Genomic DNA, 17,762 nt, shown 5'->3' on the forward strand with positions numbered 1-17,762 from the left:
TAATTCATTTCAGTCGATACCGTACGCTCACTATACTGGCACCTCGTCTCATTTCTGAGGAAAACCCCCATGGCCGTGGCGTTAAGCCGTGTTACGCCTGCCGTTGTGCAACGACTCCAGGTACCGGTTCAGGTACTGCTCTACGCGGGACTGTTTGTTTTCGCGGAATATCTTGTCGACTGGCTGCATCTGCCTTTACCCGCCAACCTGGTGGGGATGGTGCTGTTGCTGACGCTGATCCTCTGTCGCGCGTTGCCCCTTAGCTGGGTGCGGGCCGGCGCACGCTGGCTGCTGGCGGAGATGCTGTTGTTCTTTGTGCCGGCTGTGGTGGCGGTGGTGAATTATGCCCAGTTGCTGATGGTCGACGGCTGGCGCATCTTTGCGGTTATCGCCCTGAGCACGATGATGGTGCTGGGCGCCACCGCCTGGGTGGTGGATAAAGTGTATCGCTTTGAAATCAGCAGGCAGAAGCATGACTAACTTTCAGATAAGCGTGCTGTGCCTGATTGCGACAGTCGTCATCTACTTTGCCAACAAGCGCCTGTATCGCCGCTTTCGCGCGCTGCCGCTGATGCCGCTGGTCTTTACGCCGATACTGCTGGTGCTGATGCTGGTCTTCGGCCATATCTCCTGGCAGAACTACATTGGCGAATCCCACTGGCTGCTGTGGCTGCTCGGCCCGGCGACCATCGCCTTCGCCGTACCCGTTTATGACAACCTCGCCATTATCAGACGCCACTGGATGTCGCTCAGCGCGGGTGTCGTCACCGCGACGGTGGTGGCGGTGTGCAGTTCGGTCTGGCTGGCGCGGTTGTTTACCCTGTCGGATGAAATCCAGCGCAGCCTGGCGGTGCGTTCGGTGACCACGCCGTTTGCGCTGGCAGCCGCCAAACCGCTCGGTGGCCAGCCGGATCTGGTGGCGCTGTTTGTGGTGGTGACGGGCGTCTTCGGCATGGCAGTGGGGGATGTGCTGTTTCTGCGGCTTTCCATTCGCGAAGGGATGGCGAAAGGCGCGGGGTTTGGCGCGGCGTCGCACGGGGCGGGGACGGCACGTTCGTATGAGCTGGGACAGCAGGAGGGCGTGGTCGCGAGCCTGGTGATGATGCTTTCGGGCGTCACGATGGTGCTGATTGCGCCGCTGGTGGCGTGGGTGATGTTTTAAGCTCCCCGGCCAGAGCGACCGGGGAGAAAAGGCTTAGTGCGCGCGGCCCTGCTCAACGCCCAGGCCGGTTTGCGAGCGGATAAACTGGGCGCGGAATTTTTCACGCTCCAGGTTACCCTCCGGTGAATTATCGGTGGCAGAGAAGATCCAGATCCCGATAAACGCCACGGCAATGGAGAACAGCGCCGGGTATTCATACGGGAAGATAGCGCTTTCGTGACCGAGGATCTGCACCCAGATGGTCGGGCCGAGGATCATCAGAATCACCGCCGTCAGCAGGCCCAGCCAGCCGCCGATCATCGCCCCACGGGTGGTCAGTTTTGACCAGTACATGGAGAGCAGAATGATCGGGAAGTTACAGCTTGCCGCAATCGAGAAGGCCAGCCCGACCATAAAGGCGATGTTCTGTTTCTCGAACAAAATCCCCAGCAGGATGGCGACGACGCCCAGCACCAGCACGGTGATTTTGGAGACTTTCAGCTCATCGCGCTCGCTCGCGCCTTTGCGGAAAACGTTGGCGTAGAGGTCATGCGAAACCGCCGACGCGCCGGCCAGCGTCAGCCCTGCAACCACCGCGAGGATGGTGGCAAAGGCCACGGCAGAGATAAAGCCGAGGAACAGGTTGCCGCCCACCGCGTCGGCCAGATGCACCGCCGCCATGTTGTTACCGCCGATAAGCGCGCCCGCCGCGTCTTTAAACGCCGGGTTTGCCCCCACCAGCATGATTGCGCCGAAGCCGATGATAAAGGTCAGAATGTAGAAGTAGCCCATAAACCCGGTAGCGTAGAACACGCTTTTACGCGCTTCACGCGCATCTGACACCGTGAAGAAACGCATCAGGATATGCGGCAGGCCAGCGGTACCGAACATCAGGCCGAGACCGAGCGAGAGCGCGGATATCGGATCTTTCACCAGCCCGCCCGGGCTCATGATCGCTTCCCCTTTCGGGTGGACCGCCATCGCTTCGGTAAACAGATTATTGAAGCTGAACCCGACGTGCTTCATCACCATAAAGGCCATAAAGCTGGCGCCGAACAGCAGTAGTACCGCTTTGATGATCTGTACCCAGGTGGTGGCCAGCATGCCGCCGAACAGGACGTACATCACCATCAGCACGCCGACCAGCACCACCGCGACGTGGTAGTTCAGGCCGAACAGCAGCTCGATCAGTTTGCCCGCGCCGACCATCTGGGCGATCAGATAGAGTGCCACCACCACCAGCGAACCGCAGGCGGAGAGGGTACGAATCGGCCCCTGCTTCAGGCGATAGGAGGCGACGTCAGCAAAGGTATAGCGCCCCAGGTTACGCAGGCGCTCGGCAATCAGGAACAGAATGATTGGCCAGCCCACCAGGAACCCGAGGGAGTAGATCAGGCCGTCATACCCTGAGGTATACACCAGCGCGGAGATCCCAAGGAACGAGGCGGCGGACATAAAGTCCCCCGCGATCGCCAGCCCGTTCTGGAAGCCGGTAATATTGCCGCCCGCGGTGTAGTAATCGTTACGGGAGCGTACGCGTTTCGACGCCCAGTAGGTGATATACAGCGTCAGCACCACGAAAATCAGGAACATGATAATCGCCTGCCAGTTGGTTGGCTGGCGCTGAACCTCGCCGGTAAGGGCATCTGCCGCATGGGCAGCAAAGGGAAGTGTGGCGGCTAGCGCCGTCAGGACTCGCTTCATGATGCTTTTACCTCGCGCAGAACTTCTCTGTTAAGACGATCGAATTCACCGTTCGCACGCCAGACGTACACACCCGTGAGCACAAACGAAATGATGATCACGCCAATCCCAATCGGAATACCGCGCGTGACGCTGGTACCCTCATGCAGCGGGGTGCCCAGCCAGTGCGGCGCAAAGGCGATCAGCAGAATAAAGCCGACGTAGATAATCAGCATGATGATGGAAAGGATGAAGGCAAACCGTTGCCGTTTTTCGACGAGCTCCCTGTAGTGCGCACTATTCTCTATCTGCTGACAAATATCGTTATTCATCACAGAGTTCTCCAGAAGTAAGGTTGGTTTGTTTTATCCCCTCTCCCCTGTGGGGAGAGGGTGAGGGGAGGAAGGTGCGGTCTGATGCCCTCACCCCGGCCCTCTCCCACGGGGAGAGGGAGAAAACACTAGGAAGGCATTGCGATGGCCTGCTTCTCTTCGAGCAGTTTGTCCACCACGCCAGGATCGGCCAGCGTTGAGGTATCACCGAGGTTACTGGTGTCGCCCGCCGCGATTTTGCGCAGGATACGGCGCATAATCTTGCCGGAACGGGTTTTCGGCAGCGAGTCGGTCCAGTGCAGTACGTCCGGCGTGGCAAGCGGGCCGATCTCTTTACGCACCCAGTTGCGCACCTCGGTATACAGCTCTGGCGACGGCTCTTCGCCGTGGTTCAGGGTGACGTAGGCGTAGATCGCCTGGCCTTTGATGTTGTGAGGAATGCCGACAACCGCCGCTTCGGCAATTTTCGGATGCGACACCAGCGCAGATTCAATTTCCGCCGTACCCAGACGGTGGCCGGAAACGTTCAGCACGTCGTCCACGCGTCCGGTGATCCAGTAATAACCGTCTTCATCCCGGCGCGCGCCGTCGCCGCTGAAGTACATGTTTTTGAAGGTCGAGAAGTAGGTCTGCTCGAAGCGCTCATGGTCGCCGAACAGGGTACGCGCCTGGCCAGGCCAGGAATCGACGATCACCAGGTTGCCCTCGGTAGCGCCTTCCTGCGGATTGCCTTCGTTGTCCACCAGCGCAGGCTGCACGCCGAAGAACGGACGGGTGGCCGAACCGGCTTTCAGCTGCGTGGCGCCCGGCATCGGGGTGATCATGAAGCCGCCGGTTTCGGTCTGCCACCAGGTATCCATCACCGGGCACTTCTCGTTGCCGATCTTCTTCCAGTACCACTCCCAGGCTTCGGGGTTGATCGGCTCGCCCACGGAGCCGAGGATACGCAGGGAAGAGCGGTCGGTCCCTTCGATGGCTTTATCGCCTTCCGCCATCAGCGCGCGGATCGCCGTTGGCGCGGTGTAGAGAATGTTGACCTGATGCTTATCAACCACCTGGCACATACGCGCCGGGGTCGGCCAGTTCGGTACGCCTTCAAACATCAGCGTCGTTGCGCCGCAGGCCAGCGGGCCGTACAGCAGGTAGCTATGACCGGTGACCCAGCCCACGTCGGCGGTACACCAGTAGATGTCGCCCGGATGGTAGTCGAAAACGTATTTAAAAGTGGTGGCCGCGTAAACCAGATAGCCGCCGGTGGTATGCAGTACGCCTTTCGGCTTACCGGTGGAGCCGGAGGTATACAGGATAAACAGCGGATCTTCCGCGTTCATCTCTTCAGGCTGATGCTGGTCGCTGGCGTTTTCAATCAGATCGCTCCACCACAGGTCGCGCCCCTCGTGCCAGTCGATTTTGCCGCCCGTGCGTTTGAAGACAATGACGTTACTGATGGATTTCACGTTCGGGTTTTTCAGCGCTTCATCAACGTTTTTCTTCAGCGGAATACCGCGCCCGGCGCGCACGCCCTCGTCAGCGGTGATCACCAGCTTCGAATTCGAGTCGACAATACGCCCGGCAACCGCCTCCGGCGAGAAACCGCCGAAGATAACGGAGTGGATCGCACCGATGCGCGCGCAGGCCAGCATGGCCACGGCGGCCTCCGGCACCATTGGCATATAGATCGCCACCACATCGCCTTTTTTAATGCCCTGGGCCAGCAGCACGTTGGCAAAGCGGCACACGTCGCGATGAAGTTCGTTATAGGTGATATGTTTACTCTGAGAGGCATCGTCGCCTTCCCAGATAATGGCCGTTTCGTTGCCGCGTTCAGCAAGATGGCGGTCCAGGCAGTTCGCCGCCAGGTTCAGCGTGCCGTCTTCATACCATTTAATGGAGACGTTGCCCGGCGCGAAAGAGGTGTTCTTTACCTTCTGATAAGGTTTGATCCAGTCGAGGATGTGGCCCTGCTCACCCCAGAACGCGTCAGGGCTGGAAACGGACTGCTGGTATTTCTCCTGGTATTGCTCCGGGCTTATCAGGCAACGGTCCGCAATGTTTGCGGGAATGTCGTGTTTGTGTATTTGGCTCATGGCTTTTTTTCTCCTTGTAAGATGTTAATAATATGTCGCAAAAACGTTAATAGTAGGGGCTTTACAAGCTTTGTTTAGTATTTGGGCGACAGATCACGCAATGTCTGAAGAGTATGAAAATTGAGCGAATGAAACTTTGAAGGGAAATAATTCACCTGAAGAATTATTCACTTTTTTGAAGTGAAAATATTTTGTATAACAAATGGTTATTTATGCGAATTGCTATAAATTGCCGTCAATGACACTTTTTGCAGTGAAATGCCTTGTTCTTTAAGGCTTGCGCAGCATGCCGTGCAAATGATACTCATACGGCGCGTTAAAAAATCCCATAAACCAACGCAACACAATTCATACCCTTTCAGTATGTCTCCATATTCATGCAGTTTTGATGGTACGGAGATTTCATTGAGGAAGTCAGTTTCTATGAAAAATTTGAAAGTCAGCCTGGCCTGGCAGATCCTGCTGGCCCTTGTGCTGGGCATCTTGCTGGGCAGTTACCTCCATTATCATAGCGACAGCCGCGAGTGGCTGATTGCGAACCTTCTCTCCCCTGCGGGCGATATCTTTATTCATCTGATCAAGATGATTGTTGTGCCGATTGTGATCTCGACGCTGGTGGTCGGTATCGCGGGTGTCGGTGATGCGAAACAGTTAGGCCGCATCGGCGTTAAAACTATTCTCTATTTCGAAGTGATCACCACGGTTGCCATCGTTCTTGGCATCACCCTGGCGAATGTGTTCCAGCCTGGTGCCGGGATCGATATGTCGCAGCTGGCGACGGTGGATATTTCGAAATACCAAAGCACAACCGCCGATGTGCAGAGCCATTCGCATGGACTGATGGGGACTATTCTCTCGCTGGTGCCGACCAACATTATCGCGTCCATGGCGAAGGGCGAGATGCTGCCGATCATCTTCTTCTCGGTACTCTTTGGTCTGGGGCTTTCTTCCCTGCCCGCGACGCACCGTGAACCGCTGGTCACCGTGTTCCGATCTGTCTCCGAAACCATGTTCAAAGTTACCCACATGGTGATGCGTTATGCGCCGGTCGGGGTATTCGCGCTGATTGCGGTAACCGTAGCGAACTTCGGCTTTGCCTCCCTGTGGCCGCTGGCGAAGCTGGTGATTCTGGTGCACTTCGCGATTCTGTTCTTCGCGCTGGTAGTGCTGGGCATTGTGGCGCGCCTGTGCGGGCTCAGCATCTGGATCCTGATCCGCATCCTGAAGGATGAGCTGATTCTGGCCTACTCCACGGCAAGCTCCGAGAGCGTGCTGCCGCGTATCATTGAGAAGATGGAGGCCTACGGTGCGCCGGCGTCCATTACCAGCTTCGTGGTGCCAACGGGCTACTCCTTTAACCTGGATGGTTCGACGCTGTATCAGAGTATTGCGGCAATCTTTATCGCGCAGCTGTACGGCATTGACCTGTCGCTGTGGCAGGAGATCGTGCTAGTTCTGACGCTGATGGTGACTTCAAAAGGCATCGCAGGCGTGCCGGGCGTCTCCTTCGTGGTGCTGCTGGCGACGCTGGGCAGCGTCGGTATTCCGCTGGAAGGCCTGGCGTTTATTGCCGGTGTGGACCGTATCCTCGACATGGCGCGTACTGCGCTGAACGTGGTGGGTAATGCGCTGGCGGTGCTGGTAATCTCCAAGTGGGAACACAAGTTCGACCGTAAAAAAGCGCTGGCGTATGAACGCGAGGTGCTGGGTCGTTTTGATAAAACGGCTGACCAGTAACATTCTAAGCCCGGTGGCGCTGCGCTTACCGGGCCTACGGGTTTTGTAGGCCGGGTAAGGCGAAGCCGCCACCCGGCACGTTACTCCCCGCTCAACGCATCAAACTCTTCACACCCGGTATCAAACCCTTCGGTACAGCTCAGGTTTAACCAGTAAAGCGCTTTCTGTTTATTCGGTGTGATAAAGCCTTTCTCACCCTGCCTGAACAGCATTCCTGCCCAGTACTCCGCATAGCCCGTCCGGGACAGAGCCGAACTCCGCTTGAACCACGACGCGGCCTGCACGTCATCCTGAGGGACTTCAACGCCGTTGGCATAGATCAGCCCCAGCAGCTGTTGCGCGTCTACCGCCGAGTCGCTATCGATGTCTTCGGTCGCCGATTGCAGCAGTGCGATGGCCTGCGGGTAGTCGGTTTTGCCCGCCTGCGTGTTCACCAGCACCCGCGCCAGCATGATCGCGCCGTGTTTGCTGCCCGCAATGTTTGCCTGCTGGGCCAGGGCTTTAGCCTGCGCATAGTCGCCCTGCGAAAAGTGGATTTGCGACAGCAGCGCCATGGCGTCGACATCACCGCCTTTTGCCGCTTTTTCCGCCCACAGCGCCGCCTGCGCGCTGTCGCCGGAACTGAACCAGGTATCGGCAAGATAATACTGCGCGCGCGCATCGCCCGCTTCAGCCTGCTTTTTATACTGGCTGCCTATCTCATCGGCATGGGCAAACGCGGTTAAAAATAACAACATCAGAAAAAGGGTTTTCATGGATTCTTATCATCTGGGTACACGCCGCGCAGTATAATCGCGGCGACAGAAGAAAAAAATGGGTGCGTTAAGACCTCAGCATCCCACAAGCCGGGCGGAACACGCGTTCCGCCCGAAGAGGTTAGCCTGCGTTACAGGCTAATTTCGCCGCCACCTCCTGATGTTCACTCTTTATTGAAAACTCACATAACTTATCGCGAGTAATAAAGGTAAAGATCACTATCGTCAGGCAAATAATAAAGACGATGCCTAACGTAGTTTTTAATGGCGTCATGCCTTTTACTCCTTGTGAAAAAAAGAATAAGAGGCTACTCTCAACCTGTTGGTTGTTGAGGGGTAGCCTCGGGTAAATGCAAATTTCCCGGGGCTTTCCACTTTCTGTCCCTCAACAATGCTCAAGACAGAAAGTCTTAAGCACCCGCCGCATATCTTATCTCGCTGAATTAAAATGCAAAGATGTAATTAATTTTCGCGCAAATTACATTTTTTCTGCGAGACGTCTTCAGAAATATATATAGATGTAATTAATAGCGATGCCAGAAATAATAATGGGGTGAATATCTCACCCCATTTAGTCAGTGATTAATTTACGGCTTCATCCCATTGCGCTTTCACGCAGGCGGGCTTTCAGCTTGTTATATTCGTCGATCACATACTGTTCCGCAGCGTGTTGATCCGCAATGGGCTCCACGTTTACGGCGCAGTATTTATACTCCGGCGTTTTGGTTATCGGGCTTAAGTTCTCCGTCACCAGCTCGTTACAGGCGCCAATCCACCACTGGTAGGTCATATAGACTGCCCCTTTGTTCGGACGGTCGCTGACCTGCGCGCGGGTAATGATGCGGCCCTTACGCGAGTTCACCCACACCAGCGCTTCATCTTCAATACCGAGCCGTTCGGCATCGGCGGTGTTGATCTGCGCGTAGCCCGGTTCATCCGCCAGCGCCGCCAGCGCGGCGCAGTTGCCGGTCATGGAGCGGCAGGAGTAGTGGCCCACTTCACGCACGGTGGAGAGCACCATCGGATACTCGTCGGTGAGCTTATCGATCGGCGCGACCCAGTCGCAGGTGAAGAACTGCGCCAGCCCGTTCGGGGTGTCGAACTTCTCTTTAAAGAGGTATGACGTCCCCTGATCGGATTCTGATTCATCCCGGCACGGCCACTGGATGTAGCCCAGCTCACCCATTTTTTCATAGGTTGCCCCATAAAAGTCCGGGCACAGATGCCGCAACTCGTCCCAGATCTCCTGGGTGTTGTTGTAGTGCATCGGGTAGCCCATGCGGGTGGCGATTTCGCTGATGATTTGCCAGTCTGTTTTCAGATCCCACTTCGGCTCGACGGCCTTGAAGAAGCGCTGGAAGCCGCGGTCTGCCGCCGTATAGACACCTTCATGCTCGCCCCAGGACGTCGACGGGAGAATCACATCCGCCGCCGCCGCGGTTTTGGTCATAAAGATATCCTGAACAATCACCAGCTCCAGATCCTCAAAGCCTTTGCGCACCGCGGACAGTTCGGCGTCGGTCTGGAGCGGATCTTCACCCATGATGTAGGCCGCACGTACTTCACCGTGCGCCGCGCGGTGCGGCAGCTCGCTGATGCGATACCCGGTGTGTGCCGGCAGACTTTCCACGCCCCAGGCCTTCGCAAACTTCTCGCGGTTTTCCGGGAATTTGACGTACTGGTAGCCCGGATAGGTGTCCGGCAGCGCGCCCATATCACACGCACCCTGCACGTTATTCTGACCACGCACCGGGTTCACGCCCACATGCGCTTTACCCAGATTGCCGGTCAGCATGGCGAGGCTGGTGAGCGAGCGCACGGTTTCCACACCCTGGTAGAACTGAGTCACGCCCATGCCCCACAGAATGGCGGCGGTTTTCGCTCCGGCGTACATCCTCGCCGCCTGGCGGATTTCCTGCGCGCTGACGCCGGTGATCGCCTCTACTGACTCCGGCGTATAGCCTTCGACAATCTTGCGATACTCTTCAAACCCTTCCGTACGGCTCGCGACAAACGACTGGTCGTAGAGGTTCTCCTCAATAATGACATGCCCCATCGCATTCAACAGCGCGATGTTCGAGCCGTTTTTCAGTGCGATGTGCATATCCGCAATGCGCGCGGTTTCAATTTTACGCGGATCGCAGACGATGATTTTCGCCCCGTTCTGTTTGGCGCGAATAACGTGATTCGCGACGATAGGGTGAGAATCCGCTGGGTTATAGCCGAAGATGAACACCAGATCGGTGTTATCTATCTCATTGATGGCATTACTCATTGCGCCGTTACCGACCGACTGGTGCAGACCTGCAACCGATGGGCCGTGTCAGACGCGAGCGCAGCAGTCGACGTTATTGGTACCAATAACGGCGCGCGCGAATTTTTGCATCACATAGTTGGTTTCATTCCCGGTTCCGCGTGAGGAGCCGGTGGTCTGAATCGCATCCGGGCCATACTTGGCCTTGATGGCGCTGAGGCGCGTGGCGACGTAATCCAGCGCTTCATTCCAGGAGACGGCTTCCAGCTTGCCGCCGCGCTCGCGGCGGATCATAGGGGTTTTCAGGCGCGGCGTGAGGATTTGGGTATCGTTAATAAAATCCCAGCCGTAGTACCCTTTCAGGCATAGCGTGCCCTGATTGGTTTTACCCTGCGCCGCTTCCGCCCGGACGATTTTGCCGTTATCGACCACCAGGTGGATCTTGCAACCTGAGGCACAATAAGGGCAAACCGTGACGACTTTTTTCATCACTTTGCTCCAGTTAAACAGTTCTTACCTGCCCAATATGCAGCTTCTATGCCATGTTTTTACTATGGGTATTTCCTGACTTTACGACCCTTTGCGGGGCAAAACCCTGACGAAAAACAGCCAATCGTCAAAATTGACGTGTCGAAAGGGCAGGGGATGTGACATGGATTGAATTTCCGTCACGTAAAAAACAATTCGGCTGGAGCCAGCGGCAGAATGGTTCAGACTTAACATAATTCCCTGACGGAAGCATGCGATGAAACCGGCGATTCTGGTGGTTGATGATGATGTCGCAGTCTGCGAACTGCTACAGGATGTGCTCAGCGAGCACGTCTTTACCGTGCTGACGTGTCACACCGGTCAGGACGCGGTGAACCGTGTCCAGCAGGACCCTGGCATTGCGCTGGTTCTGCTGGACATGATGCTGCCGGATATCAACGGATTACAGGTTTTGCTGCAACTGCAAAAGCAGCGACCATCGCTACCGGTGGTGATGCTGACGGGGCTGGGAAGTGAATCAGATGTGGTCGTCGGGCTGGAAATGGGCGCCGATGATTACATCGGAAAACCGTTCAATCCGCGCGTGGTGGTCGCCCGCGTTAAGGCGGTGCTGCGTCGAACCGGCGCGCTGGACGCGGAGCCTGCCGCGCCGCGCGTTGGAGGTATTGCCTTTAACGGCTGGACGCTGGACACCACCCGCTGCGAGCTGAGCGATCCGCAGCGTAATACCGTGCCATTAACCCAGGGCGAATACGGCCTGCTGCTGGCATTAACGCAAAACGCCCGCCGGGTACTGAGCCGTGAACAGCTGCTGGAGCTGACCCACAGCGAAAGCGCCGAGGTCTTTGACCGCACTATCGACGTGTTGATCATGCGGCTACGGCGAAAAATTGAGGTCAATCCGCATCAGCCTTTGCTGATCAAAACCATTCGCGGTCTGGGCTATGTTTTTGCCACGGACGTTTCCCATCATGAGAAAGCCGCCTGACCGTTCTCCTCAATAAACGCCTGAAGCTCGGCCAGCGTTTTCGCGCCGTCAATCGCATTGGCCGCCAGCAGGCTGGCCCGCGCGCAGGCGTGCGCCAGATAAATACTCTCGGTAAGCGACAGCGATTCATGGCAACCGTATAAAAAGCCTGCGCAAAACGCGTCGCCCGCACCGACGCTGCCGATAATCTCGTCCTGCGTCAGCTTCCACGACGGAACCCATTGCCCTTTTTCACCCGGCGCTTCACCCCATGCCCCTTCCGGACAGTGGATCACTACCCGCTGCCGCACGCCTGCCGCCAGCAGCTGTGCGGCAGCGTCGGCGATATGGACCATGTTCAGCGCACCATGACCGTCGCGGATCTCAAGCCCGCTAAACTCACCGGCTTCCAGCTCGTTAATCACCAGATAATCAAGATGGCGCAGGGCAGGGAGCACCAGCGGCTGATAGCGCGGATCGCCCTTGCGGGAGACCAGATCGAGTGAGGTTTCATACCCCTGATCGCGCATCTGTGCCAGTAACCGCGCGCTGCGGGTGCCAAATTCCTCGTCCGGCATGTCCAGGCTGTCGAGCAGCAGCAGATAGCCGAGATGGAAGATCTTCAGCGATCCGTCGAGGCGATCGAAGGCGGGAAGATCCAGCAGGCGGTTGGCGCCCGGCGAGTGGAAAAAGGTGCGCTGTCCGCTGGGGTCGGTCATTACCTGCGACATCGACGTTGGGGCGAACGTCGTGCGCTGCACGCGCTGGCGATTGACGTGATACTGGTCGAGCATCGCCAGAATATAGTCTCCGTCGCTGTCTTCCCCAATCAGCCCCACCGCCTGTAACGGCAGGCCGACGTGCATTTTCGCCAGCGTCAGCAGAACGTTGAGCGGCGCACCGCCGGTTGAGCGCTCACTGTGGGTGATTTCCGCCAGCCAGCCGCGCTCCGGCCACTGTACGATCTGGTGGACGTGATCCACCAGCATGTTGCCTGCGGCGATAATCCCTTTGCGTTCCATTATGCCTGCCCCGCGCTGCCGAAGATGCGCATCTGCTCCGCGACCGTATCGGTAATGGCCTCTTCAATGCCCAGCAGCAGTTCGGCAAACTCATCGTACAGCGGCTGGCGGTTCGCCATGCGCTGCTCAACGGCGGCGAGCGCGGCCTGCGACATGCCGGTATAGAAGTTGATTTTATGAATGCCCAGCTCGATAGCGCGGCGGAAGTCGGCATCGCTAATTCCCGAGCCGCCGTGTAAAACCAGCGGCAGCCCCGTCTGCTTGCGAATGGCGTCCAGACGCGTGAAATCAAGCTTCGGCTCGCCCTTGTATTTCCCGTGCGCGTTGCCAATGGCGACCGCCAGCGCGTCGATACCGGTTAAATCGACAAATTCGCGCGCCAGCTGCGGGTCGGTAAAGAACGCTTCATCCGCATGCCCATACAGCGCGCCGCCTTCATCTCCGCCGACTGCGCCCAGCTCCGCCTCCACCGAGACGCCCACCGCGTGGCACATCTTCACCACTTCCCGGGTCTGGCGGATATTTTCCTCATAGCTCAGCGTCGAGCCGTCGAACATCACCGAGCTGAACCCTAAGCGCAGGGCGCGCACGACGGCCTCAAAATGCAGCCCGTGGTCGAGGTTAAGCACCACGGGAATATCGTGACGGGCGGCTTCGAACTTCACCGCTTCAACAAGCGACTCCAGAGACACGTACTTAAAATGCACTTCGGCGATGTTGATGATAAACGGCGAGCGTTCCTGCTTCGCGGCGGCAAACAGCGCGCGCAGAAAATGGGAGTCGAGAACGTTGAACGCGCCCAGGGCGTAGCGGTGTTCTCTGGCGTGTGCCAGACCGTCGGCAAGAGAAATCAATGGCATCATTCACTCCTTATATCCGAAACAGGTTGTACTCGTTGCACAGCACCAGCACCGCCGGTTCGTCTTCTTCGATGGTGTTGTAGCGATCGATGGGCTGTAAAAAGTGGTTGTCGTGTTCATCGTCATTGACCGACGACACTTCGCCCACCAGCACGTCGCCAAAGCCGCGTTCACCCCAGAAACTGTGGTACAGGCCGGGCGTCAGGCAGATGCTTTCCCCAGGCGTGAGGCGCAGCTGGCTACCGGGCGCGTGCGTCTGCCGACAGCCGTCTATCGTGACGATCACGTCGGTGTTTTCGGTCTCTTCATGCGCGCCCGCATTCCATAACTCAATAATCAGATTTCCGCCGCCGCGGTTGATAATGTCTTCCCGCTTGCGCCAGTGGAAATGCATCGGCGTCACCTGGCCGTCGCGGACGTGCATGATTTTTTCGGCATAGCACTTTTCATAAGGCACGCCGTTGGGGGAGCCGTTGCGCAGGGTGAACAGCGTCAGCCCCTGTGCGGCAAAATTGTTACCGCCAAACGCCGTCACGTCCCAGCCGAGCCTGAGGTCGAACACCTCCTGCCAGGCGGCCTGGTCAAGCTGCTGCCATTTTGTTGGCGGAAAGCTGGCAAACGGCGGGAGATGCACGTCGTGCATGGAGAAGAACTGCCGCGTGTGGCCGAGGATTTCATTGATGTCGGAGCGTTTCATGGGGACTCCTTGCGTTTTATGCCACCCCCTCACCCCGGCCCTCTCCCTCAAGGGAGAGGGGGAGAGGGTTAGGGTGAGGGCATCAGGCCGCACCGGGGTTACTTAACCGTCCACCCCTTATACGTGCCGACGTTCTTTTTATCGATCATCGTCACCGGGATCAGCACAGGCTCTTTCGGCGCAGGTTTGCCCTGAAGAATGTCATAGCCAATCTCCACCGCCTTCGCCGCCATCACCTGCGGATCCTGCGCCGGTGTCGCCACAAACAGGGAGTTTTCGCGCTTCAGGGCTTCTTCACCGTCCGGGCTGCCATCCACGCCAACGATAAAGAACTCATTACGTTGAGCCTGTTTCGCCGCCAGATCGGCGCCGATCGCCGTCGGATCGTTAATTGCGAATACGCCGTCGATCTTCGGATTGGCCGCCAGCAGGGAGGTCATGACCTCCAGTCCGCCTTCGCGGCTGCCTTTGGCGTTCTGATTATCCGAGAGCACTTTGATATCCGGGTGGCGCCTGAACTCGGTCTGGCAGCCCTCCACGCGGTTTTGTACCGCAGAAACCGGCGGCCCGTTGATGATCACCACGTTGCCTTTACCTTTCAGGCGGTCGGTTATGTACTTACAGGCCATCTCCCCCGCCTGGGTGTTATCGGAGGTGATGGTCGCATCAGCCCCTTCCGCCGCCACGTCAACCGCCACGACCACGATCCCTGCCTCTTTGGCGCGTTTTACCGCCGGGCCGATCCCTTTGGAATCCGCGGCGTTGAGGATGATCATGTCCACTTTCGCCGCAATGAAGTTATCGATCTGCGACACCTGCTGGCCCAGATCGTACCCGCTGGAGACCAGCGTCACCTTGACGTTATCTCCCGCCAGCTTGCGCGCTTCCAGCTCGGCACCTTTGGTGATCTGCACGAAGAACGGGTTAGCCAGGTCGCCCACCGTCACGCCGATGGACTTCAGATCTTTTGCCTGCGCAAACGGGGTTGCGGCCAGCAGCGCGCCAGCACAGAGCGCGGTCACTAAGGGCTTCAATCTCATGCTGTATTCCTCACGTAGGGTATTGTTGTTATGCACTTTGATGGTGTCGGGTACGGTATTTGTCGATCAGCACCGCTATGATGATCACCGCCCCTTTGATCACCAGCTGCCAGAAGTAGGAGACGCCCATCAGCGTCATGCCGTTGTTGAGGGTGGCGATGATCAATGCACCGACCAGCGTGCCGGTGATCGTGCCGATCCCGCCGACGAAGCTGGTTCCGCCGAGGATCACCGCCGCAATCGCATCCAGCTCGTACCCCGTGCCGAGGTTGCCGTTGGCGCTGTAGAGGCGCGAGGCGCTCATCACGCCGCCTAATCCCGAGAGCAGGCCGCTCATGCCGTAGACAAACAGCAGCACCAGCCAGACCTTGATGCCGGTTAAGCGTGCCGCCTGCATATTGCCGCCGACCGCATAGATGTGAACGCCGAGGGTTGTGCGACGCAGAATAAACCAGCACACCACAATCACCGCCAGGGCGATCACCACCAGCCACGGAATCGGGCCGAGGTAGTTGTTGCCGATCCACTCGAAGTTAATGTTGGAGTTAATGACCGTCGTGCCGTCCGCCAGCAGATACGCCGCGCCGCGCAGTGCCGTATAGGTGCCGAGGGTGACGATAAACGGCGGCAGCCCGGCAAAGGCCACCAGCGCGCCGTTGAACAGCCCCAGCACCATACCGAGCATCAGCGCCGCCGGAATGGAGAGCATCGCAAATTCAGGGATAAGCGAGACCACCATCGCCGCTACCGCCGTAGTGCCCAGAATCGAGCCCACAGAGAGGTCAATCCCGCCGGTCAGGATGATGAAGGTCATCCCCGCCGCCAGCACGATGTTGATCGACGCCTGCCGGGTAATATTCAGCAGGTTGCTCTCGGTGAAAAAGTTCGGGGCGATAAAGCCAAATACCGCCACAATCAGGATTAAAATCGGCAAAATGCCGATCGTTTGCATCAGATCGCTCATCAGCATTTTTTTGGCGGAGGCGGATTTCGCCACCTGCTGCGGATGGGTTGGAGTTGTCATAATTACACCGCCTGATGATGTGTGTCGTTCACGCCGGTTGCCAGCGTCATAATGTTTTCCTGAGAGATGTCGCGTCCGTGAAGTTCACCCGCGATGCTGCCTTCCCGCATCACGTACACCCGGTCGCTCATGCCCACCACTTCCGGCAGCTCGCTGGAGATCATCAGAATCGCCACCCCTTTGCGCGCCATCTGGTTCATGATGCGGTAGATCTCGCTTTTCGCGCCGACGTCCACGCCGCGCGTGGGCTCGTCCAGAATCAGAATGCGCGGGCCAATCGCCACCCAGCGGGAGATCAGCAGCTTTTGCTGGTTGCCGCCGGAGAGCCCGCCCGCGCGCACCTGAGAATGCGGCACGCGGATATTGAGCAGGGCGATGGCGTCATCGGAAATAGACTGCGCTTTTTTGCGGTTCAGCCAGCCGAAGGTGGCGTCGCGCTCCAGCGTCGCCATGGTGATGTTCTCCTGCGCCGCCAGCTCCAGAAACAGCCCCTGCTCCTTGCGGTTCTCGGTAAGAAAACCGATGCCGTTTTCAATGGCCGCGCGCGGGGAGTGGATCACCACCGGCTCGCCGTCGACCTCAATCATGCCGCCCGTGGCTTTACGCACGCCGAAGATCAGCTGCGCCAGCTCGGAGCGTCCGGCCCCGACCAGCCCCGCCAGCCCGACGATTTCACCGGAGCGAACCTGCAAACTGCACGGCAGCACTTTTTTGCCATCTGTCAGGTGGTGCACGTTCAGACGCGGGCTGCCGAGCGGAATATCGCGCTCTTTGTTAAACAGATCGCTGAGCGGGCGGCCCACCATCATGCGCACCAACTCAGAGGCATTCAGCTTGTCGCGCGTCAGGCTGCCGACGTACTGCCCGTCGCGCAGGACGCTGACGCGATCGGAAAGCTCATACACTTCCGCCATGCGGTGGCTGATGTAGATAATCGCCATCCCTTCATCGCGCAGGCGCAAAATCAGTTCAAACAGGCGGTGCGTTTCGCGCGAAGAGAGGGCGGCGGTGGGTTCATCCATCACCAGAATGCGGCTGTTGCGGTGCAGCGCGCGGGCGATCTCCACCTGCTGCTGCTCGGCGATGGTCAGCTTCATCACCAGGTCGGTGGCGCTGAACTGCGCGCCGAGACGGTCAATCACCGCCTGCGCCTGGGCGGCCATCTCTTTGCGCTGCACCAGCCCGCCGCGCGACAGCTCGCTGCCGAGAAAAATGTTTTCCGCCACGGTCAGGTTAGGAGCAAGCTGCATCTCCTGATAAATCAGGGTAATGCCTGCGGCCAGCGCATCCTTCGGACCTTTGATGTGAAACGGCTGACCGTCGATGAGGATGTCGCCGCTGCTGGCGGTATAAGCGCCTGCGAGGATCTTCATCAGCGTGCTTTTTCCGGCGCCGTTTTCCCCCATCAGCGCGTGGATCTCACCGGGGAAAACCGTCAAATCCACACCCTTGAGCGCGTGGAAATTGCCAAAGGTTTTGGCAATGTGGCGCATCTCTAAAACCGGGGTTCTGCTCATGGCGGATCTCCTGTGAATGTCGATATCTGTACTTCATCACAGGCGCGTAAATGCAAAATGTCAGAAGCTGTTCATATTTGTCATAGTTATGAATAGCTAATCGCCATCACATTTTCCTTTTCCCTCTCCCGGCGGGAGAGGGTCAGGGTGAGGGCAC

General features: G+C 57.8%; 16 protein-coding genes. 4 read left to right on the forward strand and 12 right to left on the reverse strand.

The genetic code is table 11. The features are described from left to right. Positions 1-69: 69 nt before the first annotated feature. Both IMQ56_RS17500 and IMQ56_RS17505 read left to right on the forward strand, forming a co-directional pair. The gene (locus IMQ56_RS17500; RefSeq protein ID WP_017382632.1) at positions 70-480 is read left to right on the forward strand and encodes a CidA/LrgA family protein; all 411 of its coding nucleotides are present in this window, start codon (positions 70-72) and stop codon (positions 478-480) included. Beyond that, the gene (locus IMQ56_RS17505) at positions 473-1,162 is read left to right on the forward strand and encodes an LrgB family protein (RefSeq protein ID WP_015570195.1); all 690 of its coding nucleotides are present in this window, start codon (positions 473-475) and stop codon (positions 1,160-1,162) included. Before IMQ56_RS17500 ends, IMQ56_RS17505 begins: the two co-directional genes overlap by 8 nt. A gap of 33 nt (positions 1,163-1,195) precedes the next feature. Here IMQ56_RS17505 and actP read toward each other — a convergent pair whose 3' ends face one another. The 3 genes from actP to acs all read right to left on the reverse strand — a co-directional run bounded on the left by actP (position 1,196) and on the right by acs (position 5,243). Continuing rightward, a complete protein-coding gene (gene actP, locus IMQ56_RS17510; protein ID WP_017382634.1) occupies positions 1,196-2,845 on the reverse strand; it encodes a cation/acetate symporter ActP in 1,650 nt (549 codons plus the stop codon). Further along, positions 2,842-3,156: a DUF485 domain-containing protein gene (locus IMQ56_RS17515; RefSeq protein ID WP_017382635.1), complete on the reverse strand. Its 315-nt coding sequence runs from the start codon at positions 3,154-3,156 to the stop codon at positions 2,842-2,844. The genes actP and IMQ56_RS17515 overlap by 4 nt, the downstream gene beginning before the upstream one ends. 128 nt (positions 3,157-3,284) lie before the next feature. Beyond that, positions 3,285-5,243, reverse strand: coding sequence for an acetate--CoA ligase (gene acs / locus IMQ56_RS17520; RefSeq protein ID WP_045907627.1), 1,959 nt, complete (start codon positions 5,241-5,243; stop codon positions 3,285-3,287). A 423-nt stretch (positions 5,244-5,666) separates the two neighbouring features. Between acs and gltP the strand changes: the two genes are divergently transcribed. Next, the gene (gene gltP, locus IMQ56_RS17525) at positions 5,667-6,980 is read left to right on the forward strand and encodes a glutamate/aspartate:proton symporter GltP (RefSeq protein WP_015570199.1); all 1,314 of its coding nucleotides are present in this window, start codon (positions 5,667-5,669) and stop codon (positions 6,978-6,980) included. A gap of 80 nt (positions 6,981-7,060) precedes the next feature. Here the strand turns inward: gltP and IMQ56_RS17530 are convergent, their stop codons facing one another. From IMQ56_RS17530 to fdhF, 3 genes are all read right to left on the reverse strand, one after another. Then, on the reverse strand, positions 7,061-7,735 hold the full coding sequence (locus tag IMQ56_RS17530; RefSeq protein ID WP_047056454.1) for a tetratricopeptide repeat protein: 675 nt from the start codon (positions 7,733-7,735) through the stop codon (positions 7,061-7,063). Positions 7,736-7,856: 121 nt separating this feature from the next. Continuing rightward, positions 7,857-8,009: a Hok/Gef family protein gene (locus IMQ56_RS17535; RefSeq protein WP_023295770.1), complete on the reverse strand. Its 153-nt coding sequence runs from the start codon at positions 8,007-8,009 to the stop codon at positions 7,857-7,859. A 321-nt stretch (positions 8,010-8,330) separates the two neighbouring features. Further along, the gene (fdhF, locus tag IMQ56_RS17540; protein WP_196064106.1) at positions 8,331-10,478 is read right to left on the reverse strand and encodes a formate dehydrogenase subunit alpha; all 2,148 of its coding nucleotides are present in this window, start codon (positions 10,476-10,478) and stop codon (positions 8,331-8,333) included. 256 nt (positions 10,479-10,734) lie between these two features. On the opposite strand from fdhF, the gene IMQ56_RS17545 reads away from it, so the two are divergent. Next, positions 10,735-11,466 carry a response regulator transcription factor gene (locus tag IMQ56_RS17545; protein WP_196064107.1) on the forward strand — a complete coding sequence of 244 codons (732 nt, stop codon included), beginning with the start codon at positions 10,735-10,737 and terminating at the stop codon, positions 11,464-11,466. On the opposite strand, the gene IMQ56_RS17550 is transcribed toward IMQ56_RS17545, so the two are convergent. The 6 genes from IMQ56_RS17550 to IMQ56_RS17575 all read right to left on the reverse strand — a co-directional run bounded on the left by IMQ56_RS17550 (position 11,448) and on the right by IMQ56_RS17575 (position 17,605). Further along, positions 11,448-12,467, reverse strand: coding sequence for a carbohydrate kinase family protein (locus IMQ56_RS17550; protein ID WP_196064108.1), 1,020 nt, complete (start codon positions 12,465-12,467; stop codon positions 11,448-11,450). The genes IMQ56_RS17545 and IMQ56_RS17550 overlap by 19 nt on opposite strands. Next, positions 12,467-13,327 carry a ketose 1,6-bisphosphate aldolase gene (locus IMQ56_RS17555; RefSeq protein WP_196064109.1) on the reverse strand — a complete coding sequence of 287 codons (861 nt, stop codon included), beginning with the start codon at positions 13,325-13,327 and terminating at the stop codon, positions 12,467-12,469. The genes IMQ56_RS17550 and IMQ56_RS17555 overlap by 1 nt, the downstream gene beginning before the upstream one ends. Positions 13,328-13,337: 10 nt before the next feature. After that, a complete protein-coding gene (locus tag IMQ56_RS17560) occupies positions 13,338-14,024 on the reverse strand; it encodes a D-lyxose/D-mannose family sugar isomerase (RefSeq protein ID WP_103269685.1) in 687 nt (228 codons plus the stop codon). Between the two features lie 98 nt (positions 14,025-14,122). Beyond that, the gene (locus IMQ56_RS17565; protein ID WP_003860240.1) at positions 14,123-15,064 is read right to left on the reverse strand and encodes an ABC transporter substrate-binding protein; all 942 of its coding nucleotides are present in this window, start codon (positions 15,062-15,064) and stop codon (positions 14,123-14,125) included. A gap of 28 nt (positions 15,065-15,092) precedes the next feature. Further along, positions 15,093-16,088 (reverse strand): ribose ABC transporter permease, encoded by a 996-nt coding sequence (locus tag IMQ56_RS17570; protein WP_003860239.1) that lies wholly within the window; start codon positions 16,086-16,088, stop codon positions 15,093-15,095. 2 nt (positions 16,089-16,090) lie between these two features. Beyond that, on the reverse strand, positions 16,091-17,605 hold the full coding sequence (locus IMQ56_RS17575) for a sugar ABC transporter ATP-binding protein (RefSeq protein WP_023302933.1): 1,515 nt from the start codon (positions 17,603-17,605) through the stop codon (positions 16,091-16,093). Positions 17,606-17,762 lie beyond the last annotated feature (157 nt).

This window comes from Enterobacter sp. Res13-Sevr-PEC09-46, assembly GCF_015672585.1.
Taxonomy (GTDB): domain Bacteria; phylum Pseudomonadota; class Gammaproteobacteria; order Enterobacterales; family Enterobacteriaceae; genus Enterobacter; species Enterobacter hormaechei_C.

Coding starts and splice junctions, on each gene's coding strand:
- IMQ56_RS17500 (WP_017382632.1), top strand. CDS start 70: ATGGCCGTGGCGTTAAGCCGTGTTACGCCTGCCGTTGTGCAACGACTC.
- IMQ56_RS17505 (WP_015570195.1), top strand. CDS start 473: ATGACTAACTTTCAGATAAGCGTGCTGTGCCTGATTGCGACAGTCGTC.
- actP (WP_017382634.1), bottom strand. CDS start 2,845: ATGAAGCGAGTCCTGACGGCGCTAGCCGCCACACTTCCCTTTGCTGCC.
- IMQ56_RS17515 (WP_017382635.1), bottom strand. CDS start 3,156: ATGAATAACGATATTTGTCAGCAGATAGAGAATAGTGCGCACTACAGG.
- acs (WP_045907627.1), bottom strand. CDS start 5,243: ATGAGCCAAATACACAAACACGACATTCCCGCAAACATTGCGGACCGT.
- gltP (WP_015570199.1), top strand. CDS start 5,667: ATGAAAAATTTGAAAGTCAGCCTGGCCTGGCAGATCCTGCTGGCCCTT.
- IMQ56_RS17530 (WP_047056454.1), bottom strand. CDS start 7,735: ATGAAAACCCTTTTTCTGATGTTGTTATTTTTAACCGCGTTTGCCCAT.
- IMQ56_RS17535 (WP_023295770.1), bottom strand. CDS start 8,009: ATGACGCCATTAAAAACTACGTTAGGCATCGTCTTTATTATTTGCCTG.
- IMQ56_RS17545 (WP_196064107.1), top strand. CDS start 10,735: ATGAAACCGGCGATTCTGGTGGTTGATGATGATGTCGCAGTCTGCGAA.
- IMQ56_RS17550 (WP_196064108.1), bottom strand. CDS start 12,467: ATGGAACGCAAAGGGATTATCGCCGCAGGCAACATGCTGGTGGATCAC.
- IMQ56_RS17555 (WP_196064109.1), bottom strand. CDS start 13,327: ATGCCATTGATTTCTCTTGCCGACGGTCTGGCACACGCCAGAGAACAC.
- IMQ56_RS17560 (WP_103269685.1), bottom strand. CDS start 14,024: ATGAAACGCTCCGACATCAATGAAATCCTCGGCCACACGCGGCAGTTC.
- IMQ56_RS17565 (WP_003860240.1), bottom strand. CDS start 15,064: ATGAGATTGAAGCCCTTAGTGACCGCGCTCTGTGCTGGCGCGCTGCTG.
- IMQ56_RS17570 (WP_003860239.1), bottom strand. CDS start 16,088: ATGACAACTCCAACCCATCCGCAGCAGGTGGCGAAATCCGCCTCCGCC.
- IMQ56_RS17575 (WP_023302933.1), bottom strand. CDS start 17,605: ATGAGCAGAACCCCGGTTTTAGAGATGCGCCACATTGCCAAAACCTTT.